We start from the raw sequence: 18,396 nt of genomic DNA, 5'->3' as shown, positions 1-18,396 counted from the left end.
TCAATCGGCTACCTCGCTTTTCCTATGGCGCAATGAAGCGCCGCAATCAATACACTGGCGTCCAGCGCCTGCTTGATCGCATTCACGACCGGCGCATGATCATAAAAATGGACGGAGACAAAGCATGCCTTATCGCACGGCATTACTCGTCGTGGGCGTTACGATGTTGCTCGCGTCAATCGTTTCATGCGGTGGGAAAGACGACAATCCTCCCGCGCCCAGTGTCGAAGTGCTTTCTACGCCGCGCGCCGACATGGTTAGCGGCGGTAATGCGCTGATCAGCGTCACTGCAACAGGCGGTGCGCTTAGCGTGACGCTCAACGGGCACGACGTGACTAGCGCGTTTGCCGCGGCGAGCAACGGACGCTTGGTTGGCCTCGTGGAAGGACTGCAAACGGGCGCGAACACTATGGTCGCACGCGTTGGCAGTAGCCCAAGCGCCGACTTAACGCTTGTGAACCATCCAATCACCGGGCCCGTCTTTTCCGGAACACAAGAACAACCTTTTGTTTGCCAAACGCAAAAATTCCCGGTGCCGGGCGTTCCCGGCGCGACGCTCGGGGCGGCGTTAGATGCCAACTGCTCGGTAGCGACGAGAGTCGATTACGTTTATCGCGCAACGGATGGTAGTTTCAAAGCACTTCCCTCAACAAAGACTTATCCGGCCGACCTTGTACAAACGACGACGACGCGCGGCAAAGCCGTGCCTTATATCGTGCGTGTTGAAACGGGCACGATCAATCGAGCGATCTATCAGACGGCGGTACTCTTCAACCCAAGCACCGATGTGGCACCGTCGCCAACCAATTCTCCGCCTAGCTGGAATGGACGGCTTATTTATACGTATGGCGGCGGATGCGTCGGCGGCTGGTACACGCAGGGCACGAGTATCGGAAACAGTAACGGCGTTCTCGAAGATCTTGAACTGCGCCAAGGCTATGCAATCGCCAGTTCGACGCTTAATGTGTTCGGCAACAACTGCAACGATGTCGTAGCGTCTGAAACGACCATGATGGTTCGAGAGCGTTTTATCAAGACATACGGACCGCCGGACTTGACAATTGGGCTTGGATGTTCGGCAGGTGCAGAGGAAGCCCACACCACGGCCGACAACTACCCGGGACTACTCGACGGCATCATCGTGGGGTGCAGCTTCAGTGAACCGACTGCGTCGCTTACTTTCCCATACACAGATTCCGACCTTCTCTGGCATTACCTACAAGGCTCTACCGTGGGATGGAGCGAAGCTCAGATTGTCGCGACATCCGGTCTACCGAGTAGCACCGTCGTACAAGATTTTGCGAACACCATCGCGCCAATGCACAAGCCCATCAATCCCAATTGTCCCGGCCTGTCGAGTTCGGAGACGTTCAATGCGACAACCAACCCAAAGGGCGTGCGCTGCGACTTTTTTGATCACAATGTGAACTTGTTCGGCAAGGATCCGGCCACGGGTTATGCGCGCCGTACGATCGACAATGTAGGGGTTCAATACGGCCTTGCCGCGCTTAATGCAGGCGCGATCACCAAGACACAATTTCTAGATCTCAACGCAAACATCGGCGGCTTTGACAACAACGGGAATTACAGCGCGTCGCGCGCGGTCGCCGACCCGACGGCACTGGATGTCGCATATAAGACCGGTCGGGTGCTCAGCATGTCACAAGGCCTGGCGACAACGCCAATTATCGACTATCGCTCCTATGTGGATCTCGTTACTGGCGGCCTGGAGACCCATCAGCGAGCGCAAAGCTTCGCGGTACGGGCGCGGTTGCAGAAGGCGAACGGCAATTTCGACAATCAGGTCATGCTGACAGAGGCCAACACCTACGGAAACATGAGCGACGACAGTCCAGTGGTTCAACATGCGCTGACGCAAATGGATGAATGGCTGACCAATCTTCGCGCTGACAATTCTGGAGACTCTGTCCATGTCCGGCTTGTTCGCGCGAAGCCGGCCGATCTAGTCGATGCATGCTTTGCCGCAAATGACGCGACGAAGATCGCTGAACCACAGGTATATACGGGCAATACACAGTGCAATCAACTGTACCCGCCGCATTCATCACCGCGCCAGGTTGCGGGTGACTCAGTTGCTATGTACATACTCAAGTGTCAACTAAAGCTAATTGATATTAAGGATTACCAAGTGGCGTTCACAGCAACGGAACTCGCGCAGCTTCACGCCACGTTTCCCGACGGCGTATGCGATTGGACCAAGCCCGGTGTGAGTCAGCAGTCGCCAACAGGAACATGGACCTCGTTCGGGACATAAGCAGCGGGCGTCTTCTCCAGAGCGACGCGTTGGCAATAACGCCCGCATGAATCCAATGTTAAACGTTTTGTCGGCGCGCGGTTCTCGCAATCGTTGCGAAAGGCGCGCGATGCTTTGCGTCGCACCGGGTCGCGGCATCCGACTATAAAACTTGAAGACGTCGGCAGCATGAGAGCTTCCGGAGATACTCAGACTCCGGTGACAAGTCGCAAGGCAAACTGAACTTCTGCTGAACAAGGACGGGTGACAATGAACACGCGGATTGCGGGAGCACTTCTTTTTGCAGCTGCAGCAGCGGCCTGCTCATCAGGTTCGGACGACAGCGGCCCGCCTGCTGTATCGATCGCCAACGGCGCGTTACAAGGGGCGAGACCGTCGGGCGCCCCGGGCGCGGTGTTTGAGGGCATCCCGTTCGCGCAACCGCCGGTTGGCTCATTGAGATGGACTCCGCCCCAGCCTGCGCAGTCGTGGCAGGGCACAAAAGTCGCGACTGCGTATGGCTCAGCGTGCGTCCAAACATTCGACGGTATCAATGTTAGTGGCAGCGAAGACTGTCTGTACCTCAATGTCTGGACACCCGAATGGCCGATCACTGGAAAACATCCGGTGATGCTCTGGCTGTATGGCGGATCGAACACGGGCGGGTCGGCGAATAATCCTCAGTTCGACGGCTCGGCGTTGGCAAAACAAGGCGTGGTTGTCGTGACGGCAAACTACCGTCTTGGCGTGATGGGCTTTCTCGCGCACCCCGCGCTTGACGCCGAATCGACGAATCATTCATCTGGTAACTACGCGCTGCTTGATCAATTGATGGCGTTGCGTTGGATACAGCAGAATATCGGCGCATTCGGTGGAGATCCGGCAAACGTCACTTTGTTTGGTCAGTCGTCCGGGGGCTTTGACGTACTGCTGCTCGTGACATCGCCTCTTTCGACGGGCTTGTTTCACCGCGCTATTAGCGAGAGCGGGCAGGTTTTATCCTACGGCGGGTCGATGTCTAAGACCACGGCCGAGGCGATGGGACAGAACATTGCGACAGCGCTCGCCGCGCCTCAAGGGTCAAGCGCGTCAACGCTTGCGTATTTGCGGTCAATACCGGCAAATCAGGTCGTCGCGGGAGCCGGCAAATGGACATCCGGTACGGCGACTTTGCCGGGAACGACCACAGGCCTTCTAACAGCAGTGGACGGCTGGGTGTTACCTGATATTCCCGGGCGAGTCTTTTCGGAGGGGAAAGAAATGGCGATCCCGCTGATGGTCGGAAACAACGCGCGCGAGATCATGCCGGAATCCTTGTTTCCCGGTTACACCACCGCGAATTTGGTGGCGGACGTTTCGACCTTCTATGGGCCTATTTATGGCCCGATGGCACTAGCGGCGTATGGCCTTTCGAACGGCGGTACGGGCATTTCCGACCCGCTCTACGGCAATGCGGGCGCTCAGTTCTGGACGGACACCGTGCAACGCTGCGCGGCGATCATGGAAGCGGATTGGCATTCAGCCGCCAAAAATCCAACGTTCGAGTACCAGTTCGACCACGCCTGGCCGAATCAGGCGTCCGCCGGCGCGACACATGGTGCCGAAGTACCGTACGTTTTCGGCACGCTGAGTGCCGTGACGCCGGCTGAAAGTTGGACGGCTCTGGATTTCCAGACATCGACGCAAATGCAAGAGTACTGGACGAATTTCGCCAAGACAGGCAATCCGAACGGATCATCGTTGCCTACCTGGCCGCCGGCGGGAAGTGGTCAGTTTCTCGAATTCACCGCGACTGCTGGTCCGCAAACAGCGGCCGGGCTGCAGCCGACCCAATGTGGGATTTTCACAAATTGGGAAAACGAACAACTTTCGACAGCGAGTGGCAGTTAATCCAACTATCGGTACGAGATCAGTAAAAGGCGTTTGCGGACGAGCAAGTCATCACCTCATTTATGTCGCGACTTCAAGCCCACTGCGCGCCTACTCACGAGTCGCTCGCTTCTCGCATTGTCAAACCACGTCACGGCCGCAGACCGTGCCTTGGTGCAACAGCCATTACACCAACGAGGCGCGGTAACGGTCCGAGATATCAGCCTAGTGTTAAGCATAAATCTATTGCGTAGGCCTCTTTTCAATAACAAAGCGCAAGTCCTGGCGCTTAGACTCGTATCACTCGCTTCGTCAAGGCAACAAAATTCTGGAGACATCGATGCAGAATCTTATGCTGGTAGGCACGGCCGCAAATCGTCCCAATACTGTGGGGTCAATTTACGCGCTTCAACCTGGCGGTGATTGGGAGCAGGTCACCGGTATTCCCTCCGATGCCTCTGTTCAGGCGATCACGCCTGACCCTACGGACGCGAACGTTCTTTACGCTGCCGCACGGAAGGGCCTTTTCCGCAGTCGTGACGGCGGCAAGAGTTGGCACCGCCTCGACGTCACCGATAAAAACGTGCAATTCTGGACCGTGGTACTCCATCCGAACCAACCTCGCACGATATTCGCCGGCGCCGGTCCGGTGAGCTTTTATCGTAGCGACGATGGAGGCGATTCCTGGCGCCAGTTAAAGGCGGATTATCCGGAGCGTTTCAAGATCTCATTTGGCTCCTCTCGTGTGATGCGCATTGCGTTTCACCCCTCAAATCCGGAAACCATGTATGCGGTTGCAGAGATCAACGGGTTTCTGGTAAGCGAGGACGGTGGTGAAACGTGGCGTGGCGCAAACGAAGGGCTCGCCGCGCTTGCGCAAGAATCGCACTTAAAGAGCAGGCTGGAAACCGACGACGAAGCGGAGGGTATGTTCGACGCTCACGCCGTCGCTACAACGCCGGCTGACCCTGATGCCGCGTTCTATATCTGCCGTATGGGCGTGTTTGAAACGCGCGACAAGGGCAAGACTTTTCGCGACCTCCAAGTCGGCAAATATGCACCTTTCTCGTATGCACGAGACTGCCGATTCGTTTGCGACGATCCAAACAAAATGCTTGCTTGCTTCAGCATTTCATCGCGAAGCGAAGCGGGGGCGCTTTACGCCAGCGACGATGTCGGTAAGACTTGGTATCGGGCCGATGCTGCCGTCGATCCGCGCAGCACGATGCTGGGTTTTAACGTTCATCTGAGCGATCCGCGCGGGGTAATCACTGTGACGCGTGGCGGTCAAGTCTTCTTCACGACTGATGGTTGTAAGACATGGACCGAGAAGCCACTTCCCGCCAATGCAGGCGATGGTTTTTGCACGGCCATGTTGTAAGCGAAAACACGACACTTCGTTATCCATAACATATTGAGACGGCAATGGCAGAACGACTCAACGGTGTGATCCGTGCGCTCGAAACCGGCAAGCGCATCGCCTTCACGTCATTTCTTCAGGCAGAGATAGAAAACGCTGTCGCGTTCGCGCAGTCTCCCAATGACGGCGTCGTCTTCGAGCTCGAACATAACCCATGGGACATTCGCGCTTTGCGTGAAGCAATGCAGTTTCTGCTGTTGCGCGAAAAGATCGCGAAGGCGGGGTCGGTCGCGTGTCAGATGACGCCAATCGTGCGCATTCCGCCAAGCGGCAGCGAGATGAACTTGTGGTTCGCGAAACAAGCGCTCGATCTCGGTGCATACGGCATCGTTTGGCCGCGGATCAGCACGCCGGAAGAGGCTTATAACGCGGTTTCGGCATGCCGTTATCCGCGTCTGAAGACCGCGCCGCGATATGAACCGGCGGGTCTGCGCGGCGATGCGCCGATGCCGGCCGCGCGCTATTGGGGCGTGTCGCAGCAGGAGTACTACAAGCGTGCCGACGTGTGGCCGCTTGCGCCAGATGGCGAAGTACTGACGATCCTGATGATCGAGGACACGCAGGCGATCGAGAACATTGAACGGATTGTCAAGGAGGTGCCGGGCATCGGCGTGTTGCTGATCGGCGAGGGCGATCTCACGCAGGAGCTTGGCTGTCCGCGCGAATACGACAACCCAGAGTTGCTGCGGATGATGCAGCACGTGCTGGAAGTCGGCAAGGCGCACGACATTCCGGTCGGCCATCCGCATGTGACGAAGAGCAACGTCGCGAGCGTGATCGAGCAGGGCTACCGTTTTCTGATGACGTACCCACGGCGCGATTTCTCGGCACTCGATACCGGACGTTCGCTTGCCGAGCGTGCATAGAACGGGAGATTCCACATGAGCAAAACATTGTCGATCGTGCTTGGGCCTCATGGTCAAGTGCAGGATTTGAAGAGCGGCGCCGTGCGCGTGGATGGTTTCGATCTGGCGTTCACCGAAGTGAAGCGCATGCCCGACGTGTATCGCGAGATGGCGCGAACGCAACCGTACGACGTTTGCGAAATGGCGCCGACATCGTATCTGATGGCGCGCGCAGCCGGTGCGCCGCTCACTGCGTTGCCGCTTCCGATGACGCGCCGTTTTCGCCACGGCGGCGTGCAGCGTCTGCGACATTCGGTGGTGCGGCAGCCCAGCGATCTCGAAGGCCGCGCGGTCGGCGTGCGCACATACTCCGTGACGGCCGCCGTATGGACGCGCGGCATCTACGCCGACGAATACGGTCTCGACCCAGACAAGGTCAGCTGGCTCACGCAGGAAGCGGAGAATGTATCCGGTTTTGCATTACCGCATAACGTGCTCTGCGTCGGCAAGGAAAAGCCGTTCTCCGATTTGCTGCGCGCGGGTCAGCTCGATGCCGTGTTCGCCGGGCTGGCTGGCGGAGCCGAAGGGTTGGAAGATGAACTCGTCGATCTCGTCGACGATGCCGCAAGCGCCGAGCGCGCCTGGTTTGAGCGCACGGGAATCTATCCGCTGCATGGTGTGATCGTCGTGAGAAACGATGTTTTGGATGCTCATCCGCATCTGCCGGCGGCGCTGTTCGATGCGTTCAGCGAAGCGAAAGGCAACTATCTTGCGCGCGTGCGCTCGGGCGAGGCGGACACTCCGGAGGACGCGCGTTATAGCAAACTCGCGACGTTTGTCGGAGATCCGCTGCCCTATGGCTTCGAAGAAAACCGTGCCTCGTTTGATGCGCTGATTCGCTACGCGCATCGACAACGCCTGATCGAGAGCCTTCCCGCGCTCGATGAAGTGGTGCTTGACCCGCAACGGGCGACCGTGACGAATACGACACATAAGGTGCTCGCATGACCGGCACGACGATTGAAAAGCAGGAGACTCGCATGGCCACGCTGAACGCGATGATGGGCAGCTATCCAAAGACCGCTGCGCTGAAAGAGGGCGTCGTTGTTTCGCCGCTCGTGCAACTGGAATTCGCACCGGTCGACACCGCGCAGACGGCATTCAAGGAGGTCGTGCGCGAACTTAAATTCGACGTCGCAGAATTGGCGATCATGACCTTCCTCCAGGCGTTCGATGCCGGGAAACCGTACCGGATGTTGCCGTTCGTGATGAACGGTAACTTCCATCACAAGAGCATCCTGTGCCGCGCTGACGACCCACCCACTCCCCGCGAACTTGCTGGAAAGACTGTGGCCATGCGCGCCTATACGCAGACGACGCCCGCCTGGGTGCGCGGCATTCTCGCCGATGAGTACGATGTCGATCTGCGCGCGGTCCGTTGGGTCAGTCAAGAGGGTGCGCATGTCGCGGATTACATCGAACCGGAATGGGTCACGCAAATGCCGGAAAAGCGCGACCTGGAAGCAATGCTGCTGGCGGGCGAAGTAGACGCGATCATTTCGGGCGGCAAGTCCTCCGGCAACCCTGGCGTGCGTCAGTTGATTCCCGATGCAAAGGCGGCAGCGCTTGCGTGGTATGAGCGCACGCACGCCGTACCGATCAATCATGTCGTTGTGGTGCGTGAATCCATTGCGGCGACGCGCAACGGCGTCGTGCCGGAGCTGTTCCGTATGCTATGCGAAAGCCGCGCCGCGAGCGGCGAGGCGCCCACGTCGACCGGACCTGACCTGCAACCCATCGGTTTCGACGCGCTCGCACCGGCGCTCGACATTGCCATTCGTTACGCGTTTGAGCAGAAGCTGATATCGCGCCGCTTCGGCATCGAAGAACTTTATGGCGATGTAGCGGGCCAGCTCGCGTGACACGCCGACACAAATCGAGGGGACATCATGACATCAGCGATACAGGGAATGACACACGTGCGTTTGAGTGCGCCGGATCTGGGCCGCATGCAGGCGTTTCTCGAGGATTTCGGCATGGCGCTCGCGCATCGTGACGAGAAGCGCCTGTACATGCGAGGGGTCGGCGATTCGCCATTTCTGCATGTGACTGAACTTGGTGAACCGGGCGTCGTCAGCTTCGGCTATCAGTTGCGCGATCCATCGCTGCTCGATGAGGTCGCGAAGCTGCCAGGCGCACAGGGGATCGAGTCGATCGACGCGCCGGGTGGCGGCAAGCGGGTACGTATTGTCGATCCGAACGGATTCACGCTGGAATTCATGGCCGAGCAAGAGCGCGTTCCGACATTGCAACCGCGCGTCGTCGTGCGGGGCGCTGATGGCGAAAGCCGCGTGCTCGGTGCAGCGCGCGTGGTGCGCATTGCGCATACCGCGTATGCAACGCCCAATCTTGCTGACATGATCGACTGGTACCAGCGCACCCTCGGCCTGCTGCCGACGGACGAGCTTTTCGTCGGCTCACGTGACAATGTTATCGGCCGTTTTAGCCGCGTCGATCTCGGCGACGAACTCGTCGACCATCACGTCATCTTTTTGTTGCGCGGTGCGCGAGCCGGCATGCACCACGTTTCATATCAGGTTGAAGGCGTTGACGACATATTCTTCGGCTTCGATCACATGACGCGTCAGTCGCACGATCACGTGCGAGGCATCGGTCGGCATGCGCTTGGCAGCCAGATCTTCAACTACTGGATGAGTCCGTTCGAGCAGATGCACGAGCACTGGATCTCTCATGAAAAAATGAATGCGCAAAGCCGCTTCAACGATATCCAGATCGGGGAAGGCATGAGTTACGACAGCGGCGAGCGACCGCCGGAACGCTTCGTCAAACAGGCGACGCCCATCGTGGCCTGGCGAAACTGAATCGTCCAATACCGATCCCCAGGGAACTATCAACATGATTATCGATTGCCACGGGCACTTCACGACAGTGCCCAGGACGCTGCACGCCTGGCGCGAGCGACAACTCGCTTGCGAACGCGGTCATTATGGCGAGCCGCTCTCTATCAGCGACGATGAACTGCGCAACGCGATCGAAAACGGTCAGCTAAAGATTCAGCGCGAACGCGGCCTCGATCTCACGCTGTTTTCACCGATCGCAGGGCAGATGGGACATCACTTGGGCACGCTCGACAAAAGCATCGAGTGGTCGCGCGTCTGTAACGATCTGATTGCGCGGGTCGTTGCGCTGTATCCGCGCAATTTCGCAGGCGTGTGCCAGTTGCCGCAGTCGCCGGGCCAAAGCCTCGATGCCTCGGTGCGTGAATTGGAACGCTGTGTGACCGAACTCGGCTTCGTGGGTTGCAACTTGAATCCGGACCCATCGGGCGGGTACTGGAAGACCGCGGCATTGACTGACCGCATCTACTACCCGCTCTACGAAAAAATGGTCGAGCTCGATGTGCCCGCAATGATCCACGTGAGCGGCTCATGCAACGCGTGCATCCATCACACGGGCGCGCACTACCTGAATGGCGACACCACCGCGTTCATGCAGTTCGTCCAGAACCCGCAAGTCTTCAAAGACTTCCCGACGCTGCGCTTCGTGATTCCGCACGGCGGAGGCGCGGTGCCCTATCACTGGGGACGCTATCGCGGGCTGTCGCAGGACCTCGGGCACGGCGAGCTTGACGATGGCCTGATGAAAAACGTGTTCTTCGACACATGCGTTTATCACCAGCCGGGCATCGACCTGCTGACCGGTGTGGTGCCGCACCGAAATATCCTCTTCGGCTCCGAGATGATCGGTGCGGTCAAGGGCATCGATCCCCGGACCGGCCATCACTACGATGACACACGCCGGTATGTGGCCGCGACACCGAACCTGGACGACGCGGCACGCGCCAATGTATTCAGCGGCAATACGCTTGACGTCTACCCGGCGTTACGCGCGCATTTTGCCTGACCTCGACAAGGAAACGACGATGGACCTGGGACTCGACAACAAAACCGCGCTCGTCTGCGCGTCGTCGCGCGGACTCGGATTCGCCTGCGCGACGGCGCTGGCGCGCGAAGGCTGCAACGTGACGATCAACGGGCGCGAGAAAAGCGCCCTGGATGAGGCTGCAGCGCAGATTGAGGCGCTAACCGGTTGCCGCCCCACGATTGCGTGCGCGGACCTGAATAGCGAATCGGGCCGCGCCGCGCTGATCGACGCCTGCCCCGCGCCCGACATCCTGATCAACAACAACGCGGGACCCGAGCCCGGCAAAATCGCTGACTGGAGCCGCGACGACTGGCTCGCCGCGGTCGAGGCCAACATGCTCGCGCCGATCTTCTTGATCAAGCAATACGTGCCGGGCATGCGCAGCCGGCGCTTCGGCCGGATCGTCAACATCACCTCGGCGATGGTCAAGTCGCCCAGCGCCACGATGGGACTGTCGGCCGCAGTGCGCGCGGCGGTGACCGCCCTGAGTAAATCGGTGCAGCGCGATGCCGTGGTCGACAACGTAACGATCAATAACCTGTTGCCCGAGCGCTTCGATACTGACCGGCAAAAGTACATGGCCGAGCGGATGTCGAAGAAGGAGGGAATCAGCGTGGCCGAGGCGAAGCAGCGCATTGCGGCGACCATCGCTGCGAAGCGTCTCGGGGAGCCGATGGAATTTGGCGATGCCTGCGCGTTTTTATGCAGCGCGCAGGCCGGGTTTATCTCGGGACAAAACCTTCAACTCGACGGTGGCTCCTACGCGGGCCTCGTCTGATTCACTTCCATAACGCTCAAGCGGAGATTCAGCGTGAAATATGCAAGCTTTTCAATCGGCGAACGCTCGAGCTACGGCATCGTCGTAAAGGACGGGGTAATTGATCTGGGACGCCGGATCGGCGATCGCTACCCGGATCTGAAATCGCTGGTTGCGGCGGGTTTTCCGGCCGAGGTCTCCGCGCTTGTCGGCGAACCTGCCGACCACGCTCTCGATGCGATTACCTTCCTGCCGCCTGTCGCGAACCCGGCGCACATCTGGTGCCTCGCACTCAACTATGCCGAGCATCATAATGAGGTGCAGAGCGCCGGCCGCGTCCAGGAACTGCCGAAGCAGCCTGCGCTGTTCGCGCGCGCCGCCGACTCCTTGACCGGCCACGGCCAGACGCTGCGTCATCCGGGCGTATCCGAGCAGTTCGATTTCGAAGGCGAATTGGTGGTAGTGATCGGTAAGCCAGGTTACCGCGTCAGCGCCGAGAATGCGTTCGATCATGTCGCGGCCTACACCATCATGAACGAGGGCAGCGTGCGCGACTGGCAATTTCATACACGCCAGATCACGCCAGGAAAGAACTTCTGGCGCAGCGGAGCGATTGGTCCGTGGCTCGTGCCCGCGCAGGAAATCGAGGATGTCAATGCGCTGCGTATCGTCACGACGCTCAACGGTAAGACGATGCAGGACGAGTCGGTGAGTGCGATGATTCATAAAATCCCCCGATTCATCGAATACGTGTCGACGATCGCGCCTCTTGTGGCCGGCGACATTCTCGCAACAGGTACGCCCAGCGGCGTCGGTTTCTCGCGCCAACCGCCGCTGTTCATGAAACCTGGCGACACCTGCGAGATCACCATCGATCGGATCGGCACGCTGTCCAATCAGGTCGCCGTGGACTAGACGCGCGCGAGCCGTTTCCGTCCGTGATGACAAGAGGTCGAAAGGCTGAGATGGGAAAGATCGAACCCGATGTTTACGCTACCAGCACGCCGCCCACGATGCGTGAACTGCCGAGCTTATGGCAGTTGCGCGTATTTGAAGCCGTTGCACGGCACGAGAACGTGACGCAGGCGTCACAGGAGTTGTTGCGGTCTCAACCCACCACCACCTCGTCGATCGCGGCCTTCGAGACGGCGCTTGGCGTCACGCTGTTCGAGCGTTCAACGACGGGCACATGGCTCACGCCAGTGGGCGTCGCGGCGCTGGTGCGCGCGCGGCGCATGCTGCAGAGTGCAGAAGAAGCCGTCACGGCTCTGAACAGCACGCGCAAGGTGTCGCCGCTTGCGCTTGCAAGCGGTATCACGCGCACACAAATGCGTTGCCTTATCGCGATCGAGGAATGCGGCTCGTTCCGCGCGGCAGCACGCAAGCTCGGCATCACCGAGGCGTCATTGCAGCGCGCGGCGCGCACGCTCGAACACAATCTTGGAGTGGCGCTATATCGGCATACGCCGTCGGGCGTCATGACCGCCGAGACCGGCGCGGCGTTCGCGCAGCGGCTGAAGCTCGTGTCGAACCAGATCGCTGCGCTCGTCGAAGCGGTAGGCGCGTTTGAGTATCCGAAAGAGCGATCAGTGACGGTCGGCGTGCTGCTTCTCGACCCGACCATCCTCGTTGTCAACGCAATCCGCGCACTTGGCCAACAGTTTCCGGACACGCGGGTGACGATGCTGAGTGGCATATATGAGACGCTTCTTAACAAGCTATCGCGCGGCGATATTGATTTCATGATCGGGTTGTTGAAGCAGCCGGGTCGCGACTTTGATTTTGTCGAGGAGCCGTTGTATCGCGAGCGGTACTTCGTCGTCGCCAGCCGCGATCATCCGCTCACGCGCGAACAGGTGCTATCGGTGGAATCGTTGCGCGCATATCCGTGGGTGCTTCCGCCCAAAGGATCGCCACGCCGCGAGGCCTATGAGAATTTGTTTTCCGAGGGCACGCCGCCGCCCGCGAGCATTGAAACGTATTCACTGTCGACTATCCGTATCGTTTTGACAGACATGGACATGCTCACCGTGCTCAGCTGGACCGAGATCCTCAGCGAACGGCGGTTTGGACTACTCGCACCATTGCGAGTCGACGTGCCATGGAAAGGACCAATGTTCGGCATCACCATGCGGCGCGATTGGACGCCCAATGAGGTGCAGGCGGATTTTGTCCGCAATATCAGGGAAAACGCAGCGGCGATTGCGGCGGGGTCAAACGAAAACTAGTATGCGACGCGGTTGAGGTTGTATTTAAGGGCTAACGCCGCGTCTTGAAAGAACGAGAACTCACGGAGACGAATCATGCTTGGCGAGCACACTGGGCGCAGCCCGTTTCAAGATCAGACGAAGATAACCTCCAACCAGAAAATGCTGATTGCGCTTGTCGGCATCGGCAGCATGCTGGAGTTTTGGGACGCGTATCTGATCGGCTTCATCATGGCGTTCCTGATCAAGCCATGGGGGTTGACCTACGGCATTATGGGCGCGGTCCTGTTTGCGTCGGGCGCGGGGGCGATCATCGGCGCGGCGGTGTGGGGCGCGATGGCCGATCGCTTCGGTCGGAAGCCGGTGTTTGTCGCGTCGCTCCTGGTGCTGGGTGCAGCAAGCGTTGCGCTGGCGTTCACGCCGGAGCGCGGCTGGATATACATGGCAGTGCTGCGCGTGGTCATCGGTTTTTGTTCGGCAGGCTATTTCATTCAGATCGCACTGGTGCAGGAATTCACGCCGCCGAAGCGCCGCGGCATGCTGACCGGCGTTGTATCTGCGATCACGACGGGCGGATTGCTTCTTGGTGCATTGAGTGGCGCGTGGCTGATTCCGGCGATAGGGTGGCGCTGGACCTTCGTTCTCGGCGCAGCGCCCGCCGCCATTGCTCTGATCGGCGCATTGCGTATACCAGAATCGCCCCGGTGGCTCAGCCTGCATGGGCGCCGCGATGACGCACGCCGCGCTGTAGCATGGGCGCGTGGCGATGATTCGTTTGAATTCGACCGCGCCATTGCGCCACCGGCGGCAACGCGCAGCTGGTTCGATATCTTCCAGTGCCCGCGCAACGTAATCACAACGGCGCTCGTCAATATCGGCCTGATTTCCGGATACTACGGCATTGTGCTTTGGGCGCCGACGCTGATGTCGCAGATTCAATCGCTCGCGCCGGTGACCGCATCGAAAGTGATGATCGGCTTCAGTCTGCTCGGCATCGTGTCCCGGCTCTCGGCGGCCGCGCTTGCGGACCGGTTCGGTCGTCGCAAGACCGGCGGTTTCTTTGCGCTCGCGTCGTCGATCGCGCTTGTGTTTGCCGGTTATATCGGCCACGGCGATCTGTTCTCGCCGTCGTTGTTCTGGCTGCCACTTTTGGTCGCGTTCGTCTTCGCCGATGGTAGCTTGTCCGTGTGCGCCGCCTACTCGACCGAGGTGTGGCCGTCGCGCTTGCGCGGCTCAGGCGCCGGTTTCGCCGGGCTTGCCGGTTCGGTCGGCAAGATTCTCGGGCCGCTGGGGCTCGCTTTGACCGCAGGATCAAGCAACGTCGTGATGCCGTCGGCGACGGTGTCAGTGATCGTTCCGGCCTTCCAGTTTCTGGCCGCGTGTCTGGCCGTGTGCGGACTGACGTACCTGACGATCGGCATTGAGGCGCGTGGCAGGACACTCGAATCTTTCGACCAGCCCGAAGCGAACGACGCCCCGGTGCTTGACCAATCGAAGCAAAGTCAACGCGGCTAAAGTGCGATAGCGGCACAGCAAAAACATATGGCGGCTACGCGTTTCCGATTGGAACTGCAAAACGCCCTGCCATAGACTGGCCACAGTTCGAGAAAAAGCAGCCAGCCGCCGTGTTCGAAACTTCGCTCACAGAAGATTCCAAAATGCAGATAGTAGATGCTCAAGTTCACGCCTGGTCGCAGGGTGAATCGACGGGACACCACCGGCGCACGCCGATCACTGCTGAAGTGCTGGACTCGGAGATGCAGCAGGCGGGCGTCGACCGCGTGGTGCTGGTGCCGCCCCTCTGGGATCCGCAGGGCAACGCGTATTCGCTCGCACTTGCGCAAGCGCAGCCGCAGCGTTTCGCGGTGATGGGGCTTCTCGACGTGCCGCCCGAGGACGCTGCGCAGCGTATGCGTACGTGGCGCGATCAGCCTGGCATGCGCGGGATTCGTTTCCTGTTCAACACGAAAGAGCGGCTCGCGCCGCTCACTGACGGTCACTACGAAGCCGTGTGGCCGGTGCTCGAAGAGCTGGCGATGCCAACCGCGCTACTGGTGCCCAACGCGCTGGAGCAGGCCGCCAGGATCGCGCAAAGTCATCCGAATTTACCCCTTGTCGTTGACCACCTCGGCGTGCCGCGCGGGGCGTCAGGCCCGGGTGCGTTCGAACACTTGCCGGTGCTGCTCGCGCTTGCGCGCTATCCAAACATCAGCGTGAAGGCTGTGGGCGTGGGCGACTACGCGCTCGATCCGTTTCCCTTTCACTCGTTGACGGAGACACTTCGGCGGGTGGTCGATGCGTTTGGCGCACACCGCGTCATTTGGGGCAGCGATCTGTCGCGGCTGCACCATTCGTATCGGCTGTGCGTGACGCATTTCAGCGAGCACCTTCCATGGCTCGCGCCCGAGGATCTTGAACAGATCATGGGCGGTAACCTGCTGCGCCTATTGAGGTGGGGAACGTGAGAAAGGGCGGTTCAATCGCATTTTGACAATGACACAATGATCGAAGCCAAAACATATTGGCCTATCTTCAGGAGACGGTAATGCTCAAGGCAGGAAGCTGGCCCTGCATCATCTTGCTGTACATCTTCGGCACGGTAGCGACGTCGCTGGTTACTCAATCGGTGCCGGTAATCGGCGACATCGCCGCGTACTTTCATCTTTCGCATGCGATGTCAGGCTGGGTCATCTCAATCCCGTCGCTCATCACGGCGATCTTCGCCTTGTTCGCGGGGTGGCTGGTCGATCGCATCGGCGACAAGCGGGTGATCGTCGTGGGATCCGTATTCGCCTTCGTGGGGAATATCGGGGTGTTCTTCTCGCACGAACTGACGATGCTGTTCATAAGCCGTCTGCTCGAAGGCGTGGGCTATCTGTCGCTGACTGTCGGCGCGGTCACGCTCATCATGCGTACGACGAGCGGGACGCGGCGCAGCATCGCGCTCGGACTGTGGACTTCGCATACGGCGGTCGGCATCGGCCTCACGTTGAGCGTCGTAGCGCCGCTGGCGCAACGGGGCGACATGTGGCGGTGGGCTTTCGGCGGACACGCGATCCTCATGGGCGCCCTGACGCTTGCTGCGTTTCTGCTGCCGGCCAAGCAGGGCGCGACGCACGATCGCCGGTTGAGCGATATCTGGCTGGTGCTGAAGAGTCGAGCACCATACAAGCTCGCGCTCGCGTCGGGATCGTCGGCCTTTATCCAGACGGGCGTGATGGCCGCGCTCACCGTCTATCTTGCCAGGCGCTTCCAGATTTCGATCGCCGCGGCCGCCGGCATCGGCACGCTTGCCGAGGTGTTCGTTGCGATCGCGTGTCTTTCGGTCGGTCATTTGCTGAAGGCGGGTGCGGGCGTACGCACCCTCGCACTTGTCGGCGGCACGGTGATGCTGGCAGGCGGGGTGGTGTTGTATTTGCCCGCGACGTCGCTGATCGGCGCGAGCGTCGCCGTATGTGCATTCTCTGCGGGCGTCGGCACGGTTATCGCCACGATCTGGACGCTGTTGCCATCGGCGGCGCCGACACCGGCTACGCTTGGCGCAACAAGTGGCCTCGTGTCCCAGGCGACTTACCTCGGTGTGCTGCTGGGGCCGCCTGCGATCTTCGCGACGTTCTACGATGGCGGATGGTCGATCCGGGTAATGCTTGTCGTGCTGGCGACGCTGCTGCAAATCGCGCCGGTGATGCTGCGCCCGCAGTCGGGCCGCCGGAACGGCGATTCCGCCGAGACGCATGCATTGCATCCAAACTGATCTTTTATGAGGCGCGGACCGGCTGACGTCTTGGTCCGAGCCATCGTCCTTTCTGACCGCTAGTTGATCCGGCGCGACGTCGCGCGCCGGCGGGGCGGCTGCGTGCCCGAAAAGGCGCGTACCGCGCAGATGTCGACGCGCACTGATATTCGCATACGAAGACGGCTCCAAAGCCGTCTCACTGGAGACTGGACATGAAAACGAAAAACTTACCGTTCAAACAACTTGGGGGCGCAGCCTTGCTAACCTATACGTTGGCTGGACCCGCAAACGCGCAGAGCAGCGTCACGCTCTACGGCGTGATATCGACATCCCTGGAGTACGTTAGCAACTCGCGCGGCTCGCATCAGTACGCGCTTGCGAACGCGGGAATGATGCCACCGCGCTGGGGCCTTCTTGGGTCCGAGGATCTCGGTAGCGGTAACAAAGCAATCTTCACGCTCGAAGACGGCTTCAACGTCACAAACGGCGCAATGCTAGGCGGCGGCATCTTCGGACGACAAGCGTTTGTCGGCTTGTCCAACGATCGACTTGGTACGATGACGTTCGGCCGTCAGTACGAGGAAATGACGAAATCGCTGTGGTTCGCGACGGCGGCGAACACGTTCTCAGGCTACGGCGCGCATATCGGTGACAACGACAACATGTTCTTCACGAACCGCTTCAACAATGCGGTGCGCTATGCCTCACCCACAATCAAGGGCCTCACGGTCGCGGGCAGCTACGCCTTCTCGAACACGACGCAGTTCTCCAACAACAACGGCTTCAGCGGTTCGGTCACGTACATGAGCGGTCCGCTCAAGGTCGGCGCCGCCTTGACGCAGTTCAACCGGCGCACCAATTCACCGACGCCGAACCTGACCACCGGTGCTGTCGACAGCACAGGCTGGGGATTTTCTTCGCCGTTCGTGACGAGCCCGGGCGGTTCGGGCGTCAACCAGCAGCGCATCATGGGCGTGGGAGGCACATACGACTTCGGCTTTTTCAGCGTGATCGCCGACTATACCAACGTCCTGTACAACTATTCCGATTCGAGCGGTCTGCGCCTGCAAAATTTTGAAGGCTCGATCTACAAGTTTTTCAGGCCGGACTTTGAGATGGGGTTGCAGTATGTGTACACGCATGGAGACTATTCGGCGGGCCGCTCGGTGCACTACAACCAGATCGATCTCGCCTCGCACTATTTTCTTTCGAAGCGCACGGAGTTGTTCTTGATCGGCATTCTCCAGCGTGCCTCGGGACCGAACACGTACGCGCAAATCTATACGGCGAGTCCGTCCTCTAGCAAGAGCCAGACGCTGATCGAAGCCGGCATCATGCACAAATTCTGAGTTCGTTGAGGAGA

15 protein-coding genes are annotated in these 18,396 nt (G+C 59.7%); all 15 read left to right on the top strand.

Features of this window, described 5'->3' with window-relative positions:
* Window positions 1–124: 124 nt before the first annotated feature.
* A complete protein-coding gene (locus ACYQ47_RS35645) occupies window positions 125–2,275 on the top strand; it encodes a DUF6351 family protein (protein ID WP_459909832.1) in 2,151 nt (716 codons plus the stop codon).
* A gap of 249 nt (window positions 2,276–2,524) precedes the next feature.
* On the top strand, window positions 2,525–4,144 hold the full coding sequence (locus ACYQ47_RS35640; RefSeq protein WP_459909830.1) for a carboxylesterase/lipase family protein: 1,620 nt from the start codon (window positions 2,525–2,527) through the stop codon (window positions 4,142–4,144).
* Window positions 4,145–4,463: 319 nt separating this feature from the next.
* Window positions 4,464–5,504, top strand: a complete 1,041-nt coding sequence (locus tag ACYQ47_RS35635; RefSeq protein ID WP_459909828.1) for a WD40/YVTN/BNR-like repeat-containing protein — start codon at window positions 4,464–4,466, stop codon at window positions 5,502–5,504.
* A 44-nt stretch (window positions 5,505–5,548) separates the two neighbouring features.
* Entirely contained in the window at window positions 5,549–6,409 is an 861-nt protein-coding gene (locus ACYQ47_RS35630; protein WP_459909826.1) for an HpcH/HpaI aldolase family protein, read from the top strand.
* A 15-nt stretch (window positions 6,410–6,424) separates the two neighbouring features.
* Window positions 6,425–7,396: a substrate-binding domain-containing protein gene (locus ACYQ47_RS35625; protein ID WP_459909824.1), complete on the top strand. Its 972-nt coding sequence runs from the start codon at window positions 6,425–6,427 to the stop codon at window positions 7,394–7,396.
* A gap of 32 nt (window positions 7,397–7,428) precedes the next feature.
* The gene (locus ACYQ47_RS35620) at window positions 7,429–8,310 is read left to right on the top strand and encodes a phosphate ABC transporter substrate-binding protein (protein ID WP_459909822.1); all 882 of its coding nucleotides are present in this window, start codon (window positions 7,429–7,431) and stop codon (window positions 8,308–8,310) included.
* A gap of 27 nt (window positions 8,311–8,337) precedes the next feature.
* Window positions 8,338–9,270, top strand: a complete 933-nt coding sequence (locus ACYQ47_RS35615; RefSeq protein ID WP_459909820.1) for a VOC family protein — start codon at window positions 8,338–8,340, stop codon at window positions 9,268–9,270.
* A 34-nt stretch (window positions 9,271–9,304) separates the two neighbouring features.
* A complete protein-coding gene (locus ACYQ47_RS35610; protein WP_459909818.1) occupies window positions 9,305–10,312 on the top strand; it encodes an amidohydrolase family protein in 1,008 nt (335 codons plus the stop codon).
* Between the two features lie 19 nt (window positions 10,313–10,331).
* A complete protein-coding gene (locus ACYQ47_RS35605; protein ID WP_459909816.1) occupies window positions 10,332–11,111 on the top strand; it encodes an SDR family oxidoreductase in 780 nt (259 codons plus the stop codon).
* Between the two features lie 33 nt (window positions 11,112–11,144).
* Window positions 11,145–12,005, top strand: a complete 861-nt coding sequence (locus tag ACYQ47_RS35600; protein WP_459909814.1) for a fumarylacetoacetate hydrolase family protein — start codon at window positions 11,145–11,147, stop codon at window positions 12,003–12,005.
* Window positions 12,006–12,055: 50 nt separating this feature from the next.
* The gene (locus ACYQ47_RS35595) at window positions 12,056–13,318 is read left to right on the top strand and encodes a LysR family transcriptional regulator (RefSeq protein WP_459909812.1); all 1,263 of its coding nucleotides are present in this window, start codon (window positions 12,056–12,058) and stop codon (window positions 13,316–13,318) included.
* Between the two features lie 75 nt (window positions 13,319–13,393).
* Window positions 13,394–14,812, top strand: a complete 1,419-nt coding sequence (locus ACYQ47_RS35590; protein WP_459909810.1) for an MFS transporter — start codon at window positions 13,394–13,396, stop codon at window positions 14,810–14,812.
* A gap of 143 nt (window positions 14,813–14,955) precedes the next feature.
* Complete coding sequence (locus ACYQ47_RS35585) at window positions 14,956–15,762, top strand: amidohydrolase family protein (RefSeq protein ID WP_459909808.1); 807 nt, start codon at window positions 14,956–14,958, stop codon at window positions 15,760–15,762.
* An 80-nt stretch (window positions 15,763–15,842) separates the two neighbouring features.
* Window positions 15,843–17,051: an MFS transporter gene (locus tag ACYQ47_RS35580; RefSeq protein WP_459909806.1), complete on the top strand. Its 1,209-nt coding sequence runs from the start codon at window positions 15,843–15,845 to the stop codon at window positions 17,049–17,051.
* Between the two features lie 194 nt (window positions 17,052–17,245).
* Window positions 17,246–18,382, top strand: coding sequence for a porin (locus ACYQ47_RS35575; protein ID WP_459909804.1), 1,137 nt, complete (start codon window positions 17,246–17,248; stop codon window positions 18,380–18,382).
* Window positions 18,383–18,396 lie beyond the last annotated feature (14 nt).

This window comes from Caballeronia sp. HLA56, assembly GCF_054655155.1.
The sequence above is the reverse complement of the archived record's forward strand: the minus strand, read 5'-3'. Positions and strand labels throughout refer to the sequence as shown.